The 18,562-nt window shown below is 37.7% G+C and carries 15 protein-coding genes; all 15 read left to right on the top strand.

Going from position 1 to position 18,562, the window contains the following annotated elements; translation table 11 throughout:
* The first annotated feature begins 7 nt into the window (after nucleotides 1-7).
* Nucleotides 8-2,368 carry an FtsK/SpoIIIE family DNA translocase gene (locus GLW08_RS01210; RefSeq protein ID WP_160846772.1) on the top strand — a complete coding sequence of 787 codons (2,361 nt, stop codon included), beginning with the start codon at nucleotides 8-10 and terminating at the stop codon, nucleotides 2,366-2,368.
* 368 nt (nucleotides 2,369-2,736) lie between these two features.
* Nucleotides 2,737-3,462, top strand: coding sequence for a GntR family transcriptional regulator (locus GLW08_RS01205; protein ID WP_160846771.1), 726 nt, complete (start codon nucleotides 2,737-2,739; stop codon nucleotides 3,460-3,462).
* Between the two features lie 134 nt (nucleotides 3,463-3,596).
* A complete protein-coding gene (locus GLW08_RS01200) occupies nucleotides 3,597-4,751 on the top strand; it encodes a BMP family lipoprotein (RefSeq protein ID WP_160846770.1) in 1,155 nt (384 codons plus the stop codon).
* Nucleotides 4,752-4,929: 178 nt separating this feature from the next.
* Nucleotides 4,930-6,456: an ABC transporter ATP-binding protein gene (locus tag GLW08_RS01195; RefSeq protein ID WP_160846769.1), complete on the top strand. Its 1,527-nt coding sequence runs from the start codon at nucleotides 4,930-4,932 to the stop codon at nucleotides 6,454-6,456.
* Nucleotides 6,456-7,496 carry an ABC transporter permease gene (locus GLW08_RS01190; RefSeq protein WP_160846768.1) on the top strand — a complete coding sequence of 347 codons (1,041 nt, stop codon included), beginning with the start codon at nucleotides 6,456-6,458 and terminating at the stop codon, nucleotides 7,494-7,496. Before GLW08_RS01195 ends, GLW08_RS01190 begins: the two co-directional genes overlap by 1 nt.
* Before the next feature lies 1 nt (nucleotide 7,497).
* On the top strand, nucleotides 7,498-8,523 hold the full coding sequence (locus tag GLW08_RS01185) for an ABC transporter permease (protein WP_160846767.1): 1,026 nt from the start codon (nucleotides 7,498-7,500) through the stop codon (nucleotides 8,521-8,523).
* Nucleotides 8,524-8,760: 237 nt separating this feature from the next.
* Nucleotides 8,761-10,053: an EF-P 5-aminopentanol modification-associated protein YfmF gene (gene yfmF, locus GLW08_RS01180; RefSeq protein ID WP_160846766.1), complete on the top strand. Its 1,293-nt coding sequence runs from the start codon at nucleotides 8,761-8,763 to the stop codon at nucleotides 10,051-10,053.
* The gene (gene yfmH, locus GLW08_RS01175) at nucleotides 10,046-11,335 is read left to right on the top strand and encodes an EF-P 5-aminopentanol modification-associated protein YfmH (RefSeq protein ID WP_160846765.1); all 1,290 of its coding nucleotides are present in this window, start codon (nucleotides 10,046-10,048) and stop codon (nucleotides 11,333-11,335) included. The genes yfmF and yfmH overlap by 8 nt, the downstream gene beginning before the upstream one ends.
* Nucleotides 11,336-11,346: 11 nt before the next feature.
* The gene (ymfI, locus tag GLW08_RS01170; protein ID WP_160846764.1) at nucleotides 11,347-12,069 is read left to right on the top strand and encodes an elongation factor P 5-aminopentanone reductase; all 723 of its coding nucleotides are present in this window, start codon (nucleotides 11,347-11,349) and stop codon (nucleotides 12,067-12,069) included.
* Nucleotides 12,070-12,155: 86 nt separating this feature from the next.
* On the top strand, nucleotides 12,156-12,413 hold the full coding sequence (locus GLW08_RS01165) for a DUF3243 domain-containing protein (protein WP_160846763.1): 258 nt from the start codon (nucleotides 12,156-12,158) through the stop codon (nucleotides 12,411-12,413).
* Between the two features lie 1,103 nt (nucleotides 12,414-13,516).
* On the top strand, nucleotides 13,517-14,308 hold the full coding sequence (locus GLW08_RS01160) for a DUF3388 domain-containing protein (protein ID WP_036817549.1): 792 nt from the start codon (nucleotides 13,517-13,519) through the stop codon (nucleotides 14,306-14,308).
* An 18-nt stretch (nucleotides 14,309-14,326) separates the two neighbouring features.
* Complete coding sequence (locus GLW08_RS01155; RefSeq protein WP_160846762.1) at nucleotides 14,327-15,307, top strand: helix-turn-helix domain-containing protein; 981 nt, start codon at nucleotides 14,327-14,329, stop codon at nucleotides 15,305-15,307.
* A gap of 81 nt (nucleotides 15,308-15,388) precedes the next feature.
* Entirely contained in the window at nucleotides 15,389-15,967 is a 579-nt protein-coding gene (gene pgsA, locus GLW08_RS01150; RefSeq protein ID WP_160846761.1) for a CDP-diacylglycerol--glycerol-3-phosphate 3-phosphatidyltransferase, read from the top strand.
* Complete coding sequence (locus tag GLW08_RS01145) at nucleotides 15,967-17,217, top strand: competence/damage-inducible protein A (protein WP_160846760.1); 1,251 nt, start codon at nucleotides 15,967-15,969, stop codon at nucleotides 17,215-17,217. The genes pgsA and GLW08_RS01145 overlap by 1 nt, the downstream gene beginning before the upstream one ends.
* Before the next feature lie 163 nt (nucleotides 17,218-17,380).
* Nucleotides 17,381-18,415, top strand: a complete 1,035-nt coding sequence (gene recA / locus GLW08_RS01140) for a recombinase RecA (protein ID WP_160846759.1) — start codon at nucleotides 17,381-17,383, stop codon at nucleotides 18,413-18,415.
* The last annotated feature ends 147 nt before the right edge of the window (nucleotides 18,416-18,562 follow it).

Genomic DNA, 18,562 nt, shown 5'->3' with positions numbered 1-18,562 from the left:
TGAGATCATGGCGAAAAAGAAACGAAAAGGAAATAACAAAAAACAAACACATATGAAAGATCAAGTGAAGTTTGAGCTTATAGGTCTTTTCTTGCTGTTTTTAGCTGTATTTGGCAGTGGTGCGAGTGCTATTGCTGGTGGAGCAATACCAAGCTCTTTGGAGCATTTATTTCAATTTTTCTTTGGGATTTGGTATTTTATTGTATCAGTTTTTTTGTCTATAGTAGGAATTTATTTAATGATTCAACGTAAATGGCCTACCTTCTTACATAAACGATTTATAGGATTCTATATCATTTTCGCTTCCCTTTTGTTACTTACACATGTACAAAGCTTTGAAGAAATTATGAGAGATAATGTAGAGCCTTCTATTCTTAGGACCACTTGGAACCATTACGGTGCCTATTTAGCTGGAGACTTGCCTTCTACCCATCTAGGAGGTGGGATGATTGGCGCTTCCTTATTTGCGTTCACCTATTATTTATTTGCCCCTACTGGAGCAAAAATCGTAGCGTTTTTTGCAATGATTGTAGGTGTGCTGTTTCTAACGGAAATTTCATTAGGGAACTTCTTGCAAAAAATAATAGAGCGGATGAGAGACTTCTTCCAAAAGCAATGGGAACAAATCAAAGATCAACAACAAGATTATAGTGAGAAAAAAGCAGAAAAAAAGAAGCAAAAAGAAGAATCTCAAGCTTTTTCAAAAGAGCAACATTCTGACGAGCAAGAAACCTCCTATTCGGTGGGGGGAGAAAACGATGAAGAGCCTATTATTCAGGACTTTACTGATGTGGCATATGGTAACCAATCTAAATCAAATAACGATTCTAAGCCGGATGAAAGTGTACAAGGATCTGTAGTAACGGAATCTCAGACACAAGATCAAGATTCAACTGAAGATAATCAATTATCACAATCTCTTCCATTAACGGAGATTGAAAATTTTGATTACAAGTTACCTTCGATGGATTTATTAGCCGAGCCAACTCATAATGCACAACAACAAGAGCGTTCAAAAATTCAAGCTACTGTAAAGAAACTTGAACAAACGTTCCATAGCTTTGGAGTGAAGGCTAAAGTGACAAAAGTTCACGTCGGACCATCTGTAACGAAATATGAAGTGTATCCGGATGTAGGGGTAAAGGTAAGTAAAATTGTTAACTTACACGACGACCTAGCTCTTGCCTTGGCAGCTAAAGATATTCGTATTGAGGCTCCTATCCCTGGTAAATCAGCAGTAGGTATTGAAGTACCTAATCAAGAAATCGCCACAGTTTCTTTACGAGAGGTACTAGAATCACATACTAAAAATACAAGCTCTAAATTATTATTTGCACTAGGTCGAGATATCGCAGGGGAGTCTGTTGTATCTGAATTAAATAAAATGCCTCACATGCTTGTTGCTGGTGCTACCGGTAGCGGTAAAAGTGTGTGTATCAACGGAATTATCACAAGTATTCTCATGAGAGCCAAACCTCATGAAGTAAAGATGATGATGATTGACCCCAAAAAAGTGGAGTTAAATATGTACAACGGAATTCCGCATTTACTAAGTCCGGTTGTTACGGACCCGAAAAAAGCTTCCCGTGCCTTAAAAAAAGTGGTTGATGAGATGGAACGAAGGTACGAATTGTTCTCTGATACGGGTACAAGAAATATTGAAGGCTATAATGAATATGTGAAAAAATATAACCATGAAAATAATGATAGTCAGCCTCAATTACCTTATATAGTAGTATTAGTAGATGAACTTGCAGATTTGATGATGGTTGCTTCCAACGATGTGGAGGATGCTATTACACGTTTAGCACAAATGGCCAGAGCAGCAGGGATCCATTTGATTATTGCGACCCAAAGACCTTCTGTTGATGTCATTACAGGTGTAATTAAAGCTAATATTCCGTCTAGGATTGCATTTAGCGTATCTTCAGCAACCGATTCAAGGACAATATTAGATACAGGTGGCGCAGAAAAGCTACTTGGAAGAGGGGATATGTTATTCATACCAGTTGGTTCTTCTAAACCAACTCGTGTTCAAGGTGCTTTCTTATCTGATGAGGAAGTGGAACGTATCGTAGATCATTGTGTAGAACAGCAAAAAGCTCAATATCAAGAAGAAATGATTCCAGATGAAGAACCAGAAAAGACAGAAGAAGTGGATGATGACCTTTATGACGATGCTGTTCAACTTGTTGTTGAAATGCAAAGTGCTAGCGTTTCCATGCTACAACGTAGGTTTAGAATCGGCTACACAAGAGCGGCAAGATTAATTGATGCTATGGAGGACCGTAATATTGTGGGTCCATATGGTGGCAGCAAACCTAGAGATGTATTAGTTTCTAAACAAAGCGAAGAACAATCTTCTTAACTTACAGATTAAGAACTGCTTTTCCTAAAAAACAAAAGTTAAACGTATAGAAAACAGCCTAAATTATACTAATTTAGGCTGTTTTTTTCTATTAGTTATATATGCTTTAGAGTAATCTCATTTTGAATAGGGTTGTATTAGAAGCATATCATTGCTTATTAATGTTTTAGGTAACTAATAAATACTATTAAATCATACCTAAGACTCTAGAATAATTAAAAATTCCCAATAATATTTATGTCTAATTTCATAAGATTAGTAGAATTCTATTTATTTATGTCGATAAAAGTGTTATATTAATTTCGAACTAGATGAGTCGAACGTCAGATGTCAGATCTCTCACATCGACTAGAGCTGGAGTGAACAATATGAGTATAAAAACAGACACAAGACATTTATATTTACAAGTAATAGATCAAATAAAAAAGGACATTGATACGGGACTTTATAAAGAGCGAGAAAAACTACCATCTGAATTTGAATTATCTAAACAACTAGGGGTTTCAAGAGCTACACTCCGTGAAGCATTGAGATTACTTGAAGAAGAAAATGTTGTAACACGTAGACATGGGGTAGGTACATTTGTTAATGCAAAACCAGTTTTCTCATCTGGTATAGAAGAACTTTTTAGTGTGACGGATATGATTGCACGTGCAGGAATGGTTCCATCTAGTCAATATTTATCTACTGAAATTGTGGAACCTACAGAAGAAGAAACTAAAAAATTTCATCCAATAAATGTCGGAACATTAGCAAAAATTGAACGGGTTCGAAGTGCTGATGGTGATCCAGTCGTTTATTGTGTGGATAAAATACCAAAACACCTTCTTCCAATGGAGTACTTGCACAAGGAAGGCTCTCTATTTAACCTACTTGAAGAATATAGTGAAAAAAGAATCACATATGCAGTCACGTTTATAGAACCCGTTGGATTTCAGGAGAGAATATCCTCTATTTTAAACTGTGAACCTGGTCAATCTATGTTGTTGCTGAAACAGATGCATTACACAGAAGATGACGAGCCTATATTGTATTCTAGTAATTATTTTAGAGCTGATAAATTCGGATTCCACGTATTACGAAAAAGATTATAAAATTTTTCTAGCAATATGAAAAGGCTTTCAAAATTTTTGCGAAACTTTAAGGAGGTGGTTTACAAACGGTGAAGCATGTTCATGAAAGAGTTTGGTGTTTGGATTCATTTAATTAAGCATAGGGGGTAATCAATTTGAAACAACGTCGTTTTCTTATGATTTTTGCTTTATTACTTACAATTGGTCTAGTATTAGGAGCTTGTGGCTCTTCTGATGACACGACTAGTGGAAGTGATGAGGGAGGGTCAGAAGATCAATCCGATAATTCTGATTCCAGTAAGGAAGAATCTGAAGGTAGTGCAGATTCTGAAGGAAATAGTGATTTTAGCGTAGCAATGGTTACAGATGTTGGTGGAGTAGATGACAAGTCCTTTAACCAATCTGCATGGGAAGGACTAAAAGAATTTGGAAGCAACAATGGTATGGAAAAAGGACAAGGTGGATATGACTACGCTCAATCCGAATCAGACGCTGATTACTTAAACAACCTAACTCGGTTAGTGAAAAATGATTATCAACTTATTTTTGGAATTGGATACAAATTAAATGATGCTATTTCTCAAGTATCTGAACGCTATCCTGATCGCCATTTTGCAATAGTAGATAGTGTGGTTGAAGGAGATAATGTTGCAAGTATTACATTTAAAGAGCATCAAGGATCATTCCTTGTTGGTGTAGCAGCTGCTATGAAAACTGAGTCAAACAAAGTTGGATTCGTTGGCGGAACAGAAAGTGACTTAATCAAAAAGTTTGAAAGTGGTTTCCGTGCAGGTGTCAAATCTGTAAATAAAGATATTGAAATTGAAGTTCAATATGCTGGTGGTTTTGATAAAGCAGACAAAGGTAAATTAATTGCAAGTAATATGTATAAGCAGGGTGCTGATGTTATTTACCATGCTTCTGGAGCGACAGGAAATGGTGTGTTTGCTCAGGCTAAAGATATTAAAAAGAGTGACCCAGAAGCAAATGTATGGGTTATCGGTGTAGACCGTGACCAATATGAAGAAGGTCAAATCGGTGATAATAACGTTACGCTGACCTCCATGGTTAAACGTGTAGACATTGCTGTTCAAGACCTTTCTACAAAAGCTATGAATGGAAACTTCCAATCTGGTGTTATCAAATATGGTCTTGATGATGATGCGATTAGTGTAGCAGCAACTAACGAAGCAGCTTATACCGAAGAGATTAGTAATTCTGTTAATGAGTGGAAGCAAAAGATTACCAATGGCGACATTGAAGTTCCAAGCACTCGTGATGAATTGAAGACATATCTAGATTCATTATAAAATCTTGTCACTGTTTGGATGAAAAAAGGCTAGCTCGTCTAGCCTTTTTCTTTTCTTCTACCTGAAATCAGCAAATGAAGAGATTTAATAAGGGGACTTTTCATTTGGTGATTTTTAGTGAGGAAAAGCAGAAGATGTTTTAGGTAGTTCGACTTAGGGAGTAAGGAGTGAGATAGTGATGGAATACGTTATTGAAATGTTAAACATTCGTAAGGAATTCCCAGGTATCGTTGCCAATGACAACATCACATTACAAGTGAAGCCAGGTGAGATTCATGCTCTATTAGGAGAAAATGGTGCAGGGAAATCAACTTTAATGAATGTATTATTTGGTCTATACCAGCCGGAAAAAGGTGAGATCAAAGTGAAAGGGGAACCAGTTAACATAACAGATCCGAATGTTGCGAATCAACTAGGGATAGGTATGGTTCACCAACACTTTATGCTAGTGGATACGTTTACCGTAACAGAAAATATTATCTTAGGAATGGAACCTAAAAAAGGAAGTAAAGTTGATCTGAAAAAGGCAGAAAGAGAGGTCCAGAGTATTTCTGAACGATATGGACTGCGTGTTGATCCGACTGCCAAAATCCAAGATATTTCTGTAGGGATGCAGCAAAGAGTGGAAATATTAAAGACTCTTTATCGTGGAGCTGATATTCTCATTTTTGATGAGCCTACTGCTGTATTAACTCCTCAAGAAATTCATGAACTGATTCAAATTATGCGTACCCTCATTAATGAGGGGAAATCTATTATTCTCATTACTCATAAACTAAAAGAAATCATGGAAGTATGCGACCGATGTACTGTAATTCGTAAAGGCGAGGGCATCGGTACGGTTAATGTTTCAGAGACAACAACAAATGAGCTTGCTTCATTAATGGTAGGGCGTGAAGTAAATTTCACCACAGAAAAAGAAGCAGCCCATCCAAAAGAAGATATTTTACATATACGCAATCTAAAGGTGAAAGACGTTCGAGGCGTAGAAATGGTGAAAAACTTGGATTTAGATGTGAAGGCTGGAGAAATCGTGGGAATTGCTGGTGTAGATGGAAATGGCCAAAGTGAACTCATTGAAGCTATAGCAGGTCTTAGAAAGTCAGAAGCTGGATCCATCTCTTTAAAAGGAAATGATATTACGAATCTGTCACCACGTAATGTTACAGAATCAGGAGTATCTCATATTCCGCAAGATCGCCATAAGTTTGGTTTGGTGCTAGACTTTCCAATCGGTGAGAACATGGTGCTGCAAACGTATTATAAGGAACCGTATTCCAAGAATGGTATTTTGAATTATAAAGAAATCTATAAAAAAGCAAAAAGTTTAATAGATGAATATGATGTAAGAACTCCAAGCGAATATACATTAGCTCGAGCGTTGTCAGGCGGGAATCAACAAAAAGCAATTATCGGTAGGGAAATGGACAGGGTACCAGACCTACTTATTGCAGCTCAGCCTACAAGAGGTCTCGATGTTGGAGCCATTGAATTTATTCATAAGAAATTGATTGAAGCGAGAGACCAAGGTAAAGCGGTGTTGTTGTTATCATTTGAGTTGGATGAAATTATGAATGTCAGTGACAGGATCGCAGTCATGTTTGATGGCCACATTGTTTCGAATGTTAAACCTGAGGAAACGACAGAACAAGAGCTTGGCCTTCTTATGGCAGGTAGTCAGAAACAGAAAGAAGGTGAGCAGTAATGTTTGCTAGTCGATTTTATAACATTGTTATCCCTGTGATCTCCGTTATTTTAGGATTGATTGCTGGAGCCATCATTATGTTGCTTTTTGGGTATAATCCTATTAGTGGATACGCAGCTTTATGGAATGGAGCATTTGGGGATCTTTACTTTACTGGGGAAACAATTGTAAAAGTTACACCCTACATTCTTTCTGGGGTAGCTGTAGCATTTGCTTTTCGGACAGGCCTATTTAACATTGGTGTTGAAGGTCAAGTATTTGTTGGTTGGCTCGCTGCAGTCTGGGTAGGAGTTGGTATAGATTTACCGATGATTCTACATCTACCCCTTGCTATTTTGGCTGCAGCTGTAGCCGGCGGATTGTGGGGCTTTGTACCCGGATTTCTCAAAGCAAAATTTAGAGTTCATGAGGTAATCGTATCTATAATGATGAATTATATCGCATTATATACATGTAATGCCTTGATAAGATCTGTTATTACGGATAATGAAGATAAAACAGAAAAAGTAGCAGATACTGCTTCGCTAGCTTCAGAGTGGTTAACTCAACTCACATTTTCTAGGCTGCATTACGGTTTCCTCATTGCATTAATCGGTGCCTTCCTAATGTGGTTTATTTTAGAGAAGACAACCAAAGGATATGAACTACGCTCAGTTGGTTTTAATCAAAGTGCTTCAAAATACGCCGGAATGAACGTAGATCGAAATATCGTGTTGAGTTTTGTCATTTCAGGTGCATTTGCTGGTGTAGCAGGAGCAATGCAAGGCTTAGGTACCTTTCAGTTCATGTCAGTGAATTCAGGGTTTACGAATATAGGTTTTGATGGGATCGCCGTTGCGTTGTTAGGTGGTAATACGGCTCTAGGTTCGGTACTTGGTGCATTTCTATTTGGAACGTTAAAAGTTGGTGCGCTGAATATGCCCTCTGCCGGGGTACCAAAAGAGCTTGTTGATATTGTCGTTGCGCTAATTATTTTCTTTGTTGCTTCCAGTTACATTATCCGCTGGTTCTTACTTCGTTCGAAAAAGGAGGGGAAATAAAATGGGTATTATTGATATTTTACAGTCCATAATCCCTGCTGCTATATTCTTTGCCGCCCCTCTTATCTTCACAGCACTTGGTGGTGTGTTTAGTGAGCGTTCTGGGGTAGTTAATATTGGTTTAGAAGGGCTTATGGTTATGGGTGCCTTTGTTGCGATTGTATCAAACTTAACTCTGGCTGGACCTCTACAACGTTTGGATGTGTGGTTTGATCAATCTGCACCTGGTTTTTTAAGCTTGCTGAGTTTCATTCAATTTGGGAATTTAACTCCTTGGATAGCTATATTGATAGCTATGATTGTTTCAGCCATATTTTCCATGGTACACGCAGTAGCCTCTGTTTCTTTTCGTTCTGATCAAGTGGTTAGTGGTGTAGCTTTAAATTTCCTTGCACTTGGTGTGTCTCTATTTCTAGTAAATCAATGGTATGGGAAAGGTCAAACAGATATGGTTGAAGTACCTTTTTATACTACAGAGATATTGTTCCTGAGCGACATACCAATAATTGGACCTATGTTCTTTACGGGATATAAAACATCTTATATTGCCATCCTATTAGCATTTTTAGTTTGGTTTGTCATTTTTAAAACCCCGTTTGGTCTACGATTACGTTCGGTTGGTGAACACCCAATGGCTTCAGATACGAATGGTATTAACGTGAGTCGTATGCGCTATACAGGTGTTATTTTATCGGGAGCATTTGGAGGCCTAGGTGGGGCTGTTTACGCCTTAACGATTGCCATGAACTTCTCTCATGCAACAATTAGTGGCCAAGGATTTATGGCTCTGGCAGCAATGATTTTTGGGAAATGGCATCCTCTAGGAGCTATGGGAGCAGGACTATTTTTTGGTTTTGCCCAAAGTTTAAGCGTAGTAAGTAGTACCATACCATTTCTTCAAAATGTACCACAAGTGTATTTACTCATAGCCCCATACGTATTAACAATTTTAGCGCTAGCAGGATTTATTGGTAGAGCAGATGCACCTAAAGCAATTGGGACTCCTTATATTAAAGGGAGTCGTTAGGTCAAGATAGATAAGAAGGGATATCCTAAATAATAAATTAGGGTATCTTTTTTTTGAGCAGATAAAAGGAATTTAAAGCTAATCGTGGAATAAGTTAAAAAAGAAGTAGATTATCTATAATTCGCATATAACGGAAAAAAACGATACAATGGAAAGATACATATTTAATTGGATAGTTTTTCTTCTTTTAAGAAATGCTATGGTAAAAGGAGTATGTGATTTGAAGGAGGAAAAGGAATGTCACGTGTGATGGAAAAGAAATATGAAGGACAAGGATATGATTTACATATCATACCAAGTAATAAATATAAAACAAATACAATTGCTGTGAAATTTAAAGCACCACTTGAAAGAGATTCCATAACAAAAAGGGCATTGCTACCTTATGTACTACAACAAGCAACTGAGCAATACCCTACTGCACGCTCATTTCGTACAGCTCTAGACGAATTATACGGAGCGGTTCTTAGTGTAGATGCTTCCAAAAAAGGGGAACATCATGTCATGACGTTCCGAATGGAAGTTGCGAATGACGCATTTCTATCTAATCAAACGGACTTATTGAAAAAAGGCATGAAAATGATGGAGGAAATTATCTTTCATCCTAAGGTTGACAATGGTGGACTAGAAGAGAACGTAATCGATCGTGAAAAACAAACCTTAACTCAAAAAATCCGTTCATTGAAAGATGATAAAATGAGCTACGCTAATACTCGTTTGTTAGATGAGATGTGTGAAAATGAGGCATATCGTTTTCATGTCCACGGATATGAAGAGGATCTCTCAAGTATTACAAGTACAAGTCTTTACGAGTACTATCAACATATGCTTAATAAAGATAAAATGGACGTTTATATTTTAGGTCAATTCGATGAAGCAGAAGTAGAGTCTGTTGTTCAAGAGAGCTTTTCAAGAAAAGACGCGCTTCCAAATGCAAAAGTTCAGTCTGGCAAGCAACAAGGTCCTGAAGAGCCAAAAGAAATTGTTGAAAAACAAAATATCCAACAGGGGAAATTACATTTAGGATATCGTACAAGTATCCAGTTCGGCGATGATGACTATTATGCCTTGCAAGTGTTCAATGGATTATTTGGAGGCTTCCCTTCCTCTAAATTGTTTATGAATGTGCGTGAAAAACATAGTCTTGCCTACTATGCAGCATCTAGATTTGAGAGTCATAAAGGTTTATTGCTCGTCTTCAGTGGGATTGATCCAAATGACTATAATCAAGCAAAAGACATTATTATGAAGCAAATGGACGCTATGAAAAAAGGTGACTTTGAAGAGGAAGAAGTTGCTGAAACGAAAAGTCTAATTGTGAATCAATTACTAGAAACAATGGATAATCAGCATGGTTTAATTGAAGTGCTTTACCATCAAGTGATATCTGGTGCATCCATTAACCCAGATCAAATGATAGAGGAAGTCAAGAAAGTAACAAAAGAGGATGTATTAAGAGTTGCTGAAAAAATTCAGCTAGATACTACGTACTTCCTGACGAAACAAGAGGGAGGGGACGATCATGAATAAAAAACAATATGACCAAATTCAAGAAACATTATATACGAAGAAATTAGACAACGGATTAGAGGTCTTCCTTTTACCAAAACAAGAAATGGCCAAGACATTCTCCATTTTTACAACAGAGTATGGTTCCATCGATCAAACATTTACTCCACTCGGAGAAAACGAACAAGTAAGCGTTCCAGAGGGGATTGCTCACTTCTTGGAGCATAAGTTGTTTGAAAAGGAAGATAGGGATGTTTTCCATGACTTTACTAAGCAAGGTGCATCAGCAAATGCCTTTACATCGTTCACTAGTACTGCCTATTTATTCTCCGGGACGAGTAATATCGATGAGAATGTAAAGACCTTACTTGATTTTGTGCAGGATCCTTACTTTTCGGATGAATCTGTTGAAAAAGAAAAAGGAATTATCTCTCAAGAAATAAGAATGTATGATGATCAACCTGATTGGAGATCTTTCTTTGGTACAATCCAGAGCTTATTTGAGAATCATCCAGTTAAAATAGATATCGCTGGTACGGTTGATTCTATCCAAGATATTACAAAAGAAGATCTATATACGTGCTATCACACGTTTTATCATCCTTCCAACATGACCTTCTTTATGGCTGGGAACTTTGATCCTGATCACATGATGAAGCTAATTGAAGAAAATCAAAACGATAAGGAGTTTACCCCAGAAGATGACATTAAGCGGTCTTATCCTGAAGAACCTAAGACAGTTGCAGAAAAACATAAAGTTATAGAAATGCCTGTTTCTTTAGCAAAATGCATGGTTGGTGTGAAAGAGGACACAGAGCATCTAACTTCAGAGAATTTCTTGAAAACCGATATGATAAAAAGTATGGTATTAGACCACTTCTTCTCTAAAAGTGGAGAATTTTACGAGAAGCTATATAAAGAAGATTTGATTGACGACAGTTTTTCATTTGAATCTCATTTAGATAAAACGTTCGGTTTTACTATTTTAGGTGGTAATACACGTGAACCAGAGAAATTCCAAACTAGAGTTAAAGAAATGCTTCATGAATTGAAGAAACGTTCTTTAACAGATGAAGAATTCGAGCGCATGAAAAAGAAGCGAATCGGGCAATTTCTTCGTTCTATGAATTCGTTAGAATTTATTGCAACTACATTCGTGCATTATCGCCATTTAGGATTAGATTTATTTGAGGTGCTTCCTGTTATCGAGCAGTTAACCAAACAAGATGTCATTGACCACTTACAAGAATGGATTGATGAAGAACGAATTGCTATTTGTGAAATTCGTCCAGTAGAGGAATAAGGAGTAAGGGTATGCAACATGTTTGTTTGATTGTTGGAGCTAGCGGTTCGATTGGAAAAGCCATTGCCAAACAATTTTCAGAAAAAGAATACAACTTAATTCTTCACTACCAACATAATGAGCAAGCCATTGCAGATTTGAATGAAGAGTTACCACCGCAAACAATATTACAATCCATTCAAGCAGATTTAAGTACGTCAAATGGAATCGACGAGTTTTGTGGAAAACTTCCTTTTCATATTGATGTAGTCATTTTTGCAGGTGGAAAGAATCTTGTTAAAATGTACCAAGATGTAGAAAGTAAAGAAATGGATGAAATGTACCATTTGCATGTAAAAACCCCATGGGTTGTAACAAAGCATTTGCTTCCTTCTATGATTAGCAGGAAATCTGGCCACATAGTACTGGTTTCTTCTATTTGGGGAGAAGTTGGCGCAAGTTGTGAAGTGATTTATTCTTCCGTAAAAGGTGCTCAAGATAGCTTTGTGAAATCTCTTGCTAAAGAAGTAGCACCATCTGGGATTCATGTTAATGGCATTCGTCCTGGATTTATTGATACTAAAATGAATAGCCATATTCAGGGTGAAGATCAAGACCTTATCCAGGAAGAAATTCCTTTAGGAAGATTTGGTACACCAGGGGAAGTAGCGGCACTCGTTAGTTTTTTAACGTCGAGCGACGCTTCCTATATTCAAGGTCAGCTCATTAATGTAAATGGGGCATGGAGCGGTTAACCTCAAAAGTTTTCCTTATTGATGTATAAAAGATAACAACCTATCAAAAGATAACATTGTAAGTTGTTCAATAAGGAGGAAATCAAATGTCTGTATTAGATAACTTTGAATCCTGGAAAGACTTTTTGGGAGATCGTCTTCATCAAGCTCAAGGAGACGGAATGAATGACAAAACTGTTTCGAACCTTGCCTATGAAGTAGGAGAGTACTTATCAACGCAGGTTGATGCTAAAAACGATCAAGAAGCTGTCCTTCGGGATTTATGGAATGTTGCTTCTGAAGAAGAGCAGCACATGATTGCTAACATGATGGTTAAATTGGTCCAAAACGAAGGCACAAAATAAACAAGAGGGTCCCACCCTCTTGTTTTTTTGTTTTTTTATACTTTAAGCTTTAAGGAAGTTTATTCAACATTAGAGGCATATCTTGAAGACTTGATATCGAGATAGTTTGGTTGGTGTTTCCGTTGTGTTAAGTGGGAGAAAAGATGGGCCTGGAAATTAGCTCATATTCCTGTGTTCTCGACATATCCGTTTTTCAAACTGCGATAAAAACATGGGCTCTGGAGCGAATTTTCCTGCCTTCGGAGCGAGAATATAGGGGCAAGAATTGGATTTTTGGAGCGATTCTTGCCCATTTCAGAGCGACTTTTTCGACCGCTGTTTTGGGGGTGTGGTGCTGTGCTTCAGCGGGGCTAGAGCGGACGCTGGCGGGAGGTTGCGAGCAACATTTCAAGTTTCGGAGCAGCTTTTCCGATTTCCGAGCAACATTTCAAATTTGCGATCATCTTTTTACATTTCGGAGCAACCGGGGTATGCGAACAGAAATGCGGTTGACGCCAGCCTAGCTGGAGGCCGTTGCGAGCGAGTTTTCGGAAATTGGAGCGATTTCTGAATATAGGAGCGACCGCCCCAATTTCCCGGCCCATGTTTCCGTTCATCTCAACATCGCGGGAGGTGGCCAGGGAACAAGGAGACTCCCGCCGGAGAAAGAGGTAGGCAAGATCCCCCTGAGGGTGTTTTCCACGAAGGTAGAATGATTAAGGGGAGGTTCGACTAAAATCGTCACATCGTGTGGCAACGTCGAACGACCCTACATCGTGTAGGGACGGCAGGATGCGAGCTGTTCCACGGCCACCTTTATTCCATATTAACGTATCGGAAATATCCCGCCTAATAAAGGTATTTATCTGGAACCCAAGTTTTCAAGATAATGGGGTTAAAATGGATCAAACTAATCAATAGATACGAAAGCATTGTTTTTATAGACTGCTTTTAGGGTATGTGCTTATAAAGTGATGGAGATGAAAATTAAATTTTTTGGAAATTCGTTGTACAAACCCTGATATTGTCCTTTTATAATAAATAAAAATCATTTATTATGGTAATAGTATGTATTCAAATTTTCCTTTACCTTCGCACCTGTTTACAGAGAAAGGAGTTGTGATATGGATAGAAAGGAATGGTATCTAGAATACGAAATCCAGAACAACCGTCCTGGATTGTTAGGGGATATTTCCTCTTTACTAGGGATGCTTTCCATCAATATTGTAACAATCAATGGAGTGGAAGATTCTAGAAGAGGTATGCTATTGTTATGCAAGAATGATGAGCAAATCAATCGGTTGAAATCGATACTAGTAACGATGGAAACCATAAGTCTTACTAAATTTCGACGCCCTAAACTTAGGGATCGTTTAGCCGTTCGACATGGTCGATATATACATAGTGATATTGATGACAAAAAGACCTTTCGATTTGTTCGCGAGGATTTAGGTTTACTTGTTGATTTTATGGCAGAGTTATTTAAGAAAGAAGGTCATAAATTAATCGGGATACGTGGAATGCCTCGGGTAGGAAAAACAGAATCTATTGTAGCAGCAAGCGTTTCTGCGAACAAACGATGGTTGTTCGTGTCTAGTACATTATTAAAGCAGACCATTCGAAGTCAATTAATCGAAGATGAGTATTCTCCTGATACTCTCTATATATTAGATGGTATCGTGTCCACAAAGAGGGCAAATGAGCGACATTGGCAACTTGTCAGAGAAATCATGAGACTACCGGCGACAAAAGTGGTAGAACACCCAGACATGTTTGTTCGTACCACTGAATACAAATTAGATGACTTTGATTATATTATTGAATTGCGCAATAGTGATGATGAAGAAATAACTTACGAAACAGTTGACAAGCCAGAATTCGAACAAGATGAGGGCTTTTCCATGTTTGACTTTTAAAATGGATGGTGTTAAAAAATGGAAATAGGGTCTCGATTAAAAGAAGCACGGGAAGCCAAAAATTTATCATTGGAAGATATCCAAAAAGAGACTAAGATTCAAACTAGGTACCTTCAAGCAATTGAAAAAGGTAACTTTGGAATCATGCCAGGTAAATTTTATACCCGAGCCTTTATAAAGCAATATGCGGAAGCAGTAGGTTTAGATCCTGAAGCTTTAATGGAAGAGCATAAAGGCGAATTACCTTCGTCTAGTGAGGAAGAATATGTGCAATACACGAGGTTGCAACGTCACAAGGATGAAGCTTCTAACAAAGGGTCAGCTGTCATGTCCTTTTTCCCAAAATTCATTATTGCCTTAATGATTATCGGTATTGTAGTTGTAGCCTACGTATTTACTCAAAAAGCCTTAACAGGTAATGAGCAGAGTGGAACTATTGACGAACAAGAAGCCGGGGATGAAGTATCTTATCAGAAGAGTGATAGTGAAAGTAGTAGCGAAGATGGTTCTAACGATGAATCTTCTACTGATAACCAGAATAGTGAAGACGAAAATAACCAGGAAAAACAGTCAGATAAAGATAAGCAGAACAAAAATGAATCAGAAGATACCAAAGAAGAAGCGGAACAAGAAGAAGAAACTCCTACTAGCTCATTAGAACTAGTAGAAAAAGGGAGTGGTTCTACTCCTCAGTCTACGTTTGAATTAACAAATGCTGAAAACGTTAAGATAACTTTTGAATCTACTGGTGGTGCGCAAGCGAAGAGTTATCTTCAAGTTGAAAATGGGAAAGGTAAAACATATTTTGCTCAAAATGTATCCCCTTCTAATTCACCACAGGAGTTTGATTTATCTAGTGAAGATCGAGTTTATATCAAAGTCGGATCAGCTCCAAGCTTAAACATAAAAGTTAATGGAGAAAAACTAGAGTACCCTGTTGATCCTAATGAATATGTCTTTCAAAAAATATGGATTAACGTGAAGAAATCAGAAGAATAAACACAACGAAAGAGTCATCTGTATAAGGTGGCTCTTTTGACTTCAAGAAGACGAAATATTAATGTAAAGGATGACACGAAAATGAACATTCCAAATCGGATTACAATCTCTAGAATCTTTTTAATTCCAATTATTATTATTCTTTTATCCGTCCCTCTTAATTGGGGAGCCTATGATATTGGAGGACAATCATTACCCATCTCTCATTTAACAGCAGCTTTATTATTTATAATTGCCTCTACTACAGATTGGGTAGATGGATATTATGCTAGACGTTTTAACTTAGTGACGAATCTTGGGAAGTTCTTAGATCCTTTAGCAGATAAGTTGTTGGTATCTGCAGCTTTGATTTCACTTGTGGAATTAGGCGCAGCACCAGCATGGATTGTTATCTTGATCATTAGCCGTGAATTCGCAGTTACAGGATTACGTCTTGTAGCCGTAGGAGAAGGAATTGTGCTAGCAGCAAGTCAAATGGGTAAACTAAAAACCACCATTCAAATTGTCGCAACTTCTGCACTTTTACTACACAACTTTCCGTTTTCGTATGTGTCATTTCCATTTGCAACATTATCTTTATATGCTGCTATGATAATAACCGTCATTTCGGGAGTAGAGTATTTCATGAAAAACTGGCATGTCATGAGGGGGTCTAAATAATGAAAAATGAGTTGAATGCAGAAATTATTTCCGTTGGTACTGAGCTATTGTTAGGCCAGATTGTTAATTCGAATGCACAATGGTTATCTGATCGACTTGCGAGCATGGGGATTAATGTATTTTATCATGTTGTCGTCGGAGATAATGAGGATCGATTATCCCATCAATTTAAGCAGGCACATGAGCGTTCTGATTTGGTGATTGTAACTGGAGGATTAGGTCCTACAGATGATGATGTTACGAGAGAAGTAGCTTCTACTATTTTGAAGGCACCTATTTATGAAGATGAAGAAGCCTTGAAGGAAATACAGGAGTATTATGATGCAAACAATCAAATAATGACACCTAACAACCGAAAACAAGCAAGGTTACTAGAGGGAGCGAAACTCTTATATAATTCAGTAGGAATGGCGCCTGGTTTTGCACTCCATAAGGAAAATACAACATGGGTGTTTCTCCCTGGTGTTCCTAGAGAAATGAAAGCGATAATGGAAGAAAATGGGTTTCCGTTTATTCAAGAAAAATTGGTCCCTGAGCACACTATTTTCTCCCGCATGTTAAAATTCATCGGTATTGGAGAGTCACAGTTAGAGCATGACCTACAAGACTTAATTCAAAATCAAAGCAACCCAACAATTGCCCCTTTAGCTGGGGATGGGGAGAATGCGTTACGATTGACTGCGAAAGCCTCATCGAAAGAGGAGGCTAAAGCGATTATTCAAGAAACGGAAGATGAGATTATGAGTCGAGTAGGGGAATATTGTTACGGGAAAGATCACGACACGATTCAAGAAAAAGTATTTCAATTATTAAAGGAAAATAATGAAGTGGTAGCTTCTGCTGAAAGCTTAACAGGAGGTAGGTTTGTTGATAACTTAATATCCTTGAAGGGGGCATCTTCTATTTGTAAAGGTGGGATTGTTTGCTATTCCCCTGCTGTAAAGGAACAAGTGCTAGAAGTACCTCCATTAATCCTGGATGAATATGGAAGCGTTAGTGAAGCATGCGCTCTAACTTTATCAGTAAATGTAGCTGATAAGCTTCAATCAACAATAGGTATAAGTTTTACAGGTGTGGCAGGTCCTGAGCCTCTTGAAGGACATGAAGCAGGAACGGTTTATATAGGTATTTATAAAGATCAGCAACAACCATTTTGTAAAAAATATCACTTCAATGGTGATCGTGAAATGATTCGTCAACGAAGTGTAAAAAAAGGATTTGAACTTTTATATCATTTTTTAAAAAAGTAGAATAAAGGAAGAAAGGATTTGAAAAATAGATTTTTCTCTAGTCAATTAATGAAAAATGAGTTATGCTTATAGAGTAAATATGGCGAACATTTATTCGTGTTTTGTTGGCAAAAGATTTAAAACAAGTTATGATAGATATAGTTAAATTTAAGGGGGAAACAATGTGAGCGATCGTAAACAAGCGCTTGATATGGCGTTGCGCCAAATAGAAAAGCAATTCGGAAAAGGTTCCATCATGAAGTTAGGAGAACATGCAGAACAGAAAGTGAACACAGTTCCTAGTGGTTCTTTAGCTTTGGATGTAGCTTTAGGAGTAGGCGGCTATCCACGTGGGCGCGTAGTAGAAATTTATGGTCCAGAGTCTTCTGGTAAGACAACGGTTGCTCTTCATGCTATTGCTGAAGCACAACGCCAAGGTGGACAAGCTGCGTTTATAGATGCTGAGCATGCTCTTGATCCGGTGTATGCCCGTGCACTAGGTGTTGATATTGAAGAGCTTCTTTTATCCCAACCTGATACAGGGGAGCAGGCACTAGAAATTGCCGAAGCGTTGGTAAGAAGTGGAGCAGTAGATATGGTAGTCATCGACTCTGTAGCTGCTTTAGTACCAAAGGCTGAGATTGAGGGAGAGATGGGAGATTCTCACGTTGGCCTTCAAGCTCGTTTAATGTCTCAAGCACTCCGTAAATTAGGTGGGGCTATTAATAAATCCAAAACAACAGCTATCTTTATCAACCAAATCCGTGAAAAAGTTGGCGTAATGTTTGGTAGCCCTGAAACTACTCCAGGCGGCCGTGCTTTGAAATTCTACTCTTCTGTCCGTTTAGAGGTTCGTCGTGCTGAGACATTAAAACAAGGAAATGAAATGGTAGGAAACAAAACAAAGCTAAAAGTTGTTAAAAACAAAGTAGCACCTCCGTTTAAACAAGCAGAAGTAGATATTATGTACGGGGAAGGTATTTCCAAAGAAGGCGAATTACTTGATATTGCTACTGATCTTGAAATGATTACAAAAAGTGGTTCTTGGTATTCCTATAATGGGGATCGTATGGGGCAAGGACGTGAAAATGCAAAGCAATTCTTGAAAGAAAATATAGAAGTATTTAAAGAACTTCATACCAAAGTTCGTCAACATTACGGTATGTTTGAACAGCCGGAAGAAAGTGAAGATGAAAACAAAAATACGTTAGACGTATAAGAATATCCCCCTCCAAAATTGATTTGGTGGGGGTTTAAATTTGACCATTCCTTGACAATACTTATACTCAAGCTTAAAATTAGTATGTATAATTTTCATTTTTTAACTTTATACAAAATGTTTTGACTATTTAACAATGAAAATGAA

It is taken from the genome of Pontibacillus yanchengensis (assembly GCF_009856295.1).
GTDB classification, from domain to species: domain Bacteria; phylum Bacillota; class Bacilli; order Bacillales; family BH030062; genus Pontibacillus; species Pontibacillus yanchengensis_A.
The sequence above is the reverse complement of the archived record's forward strand: the minus strand, read 5'-3'. Positions and strand labels throughout refer to the sequence as shown.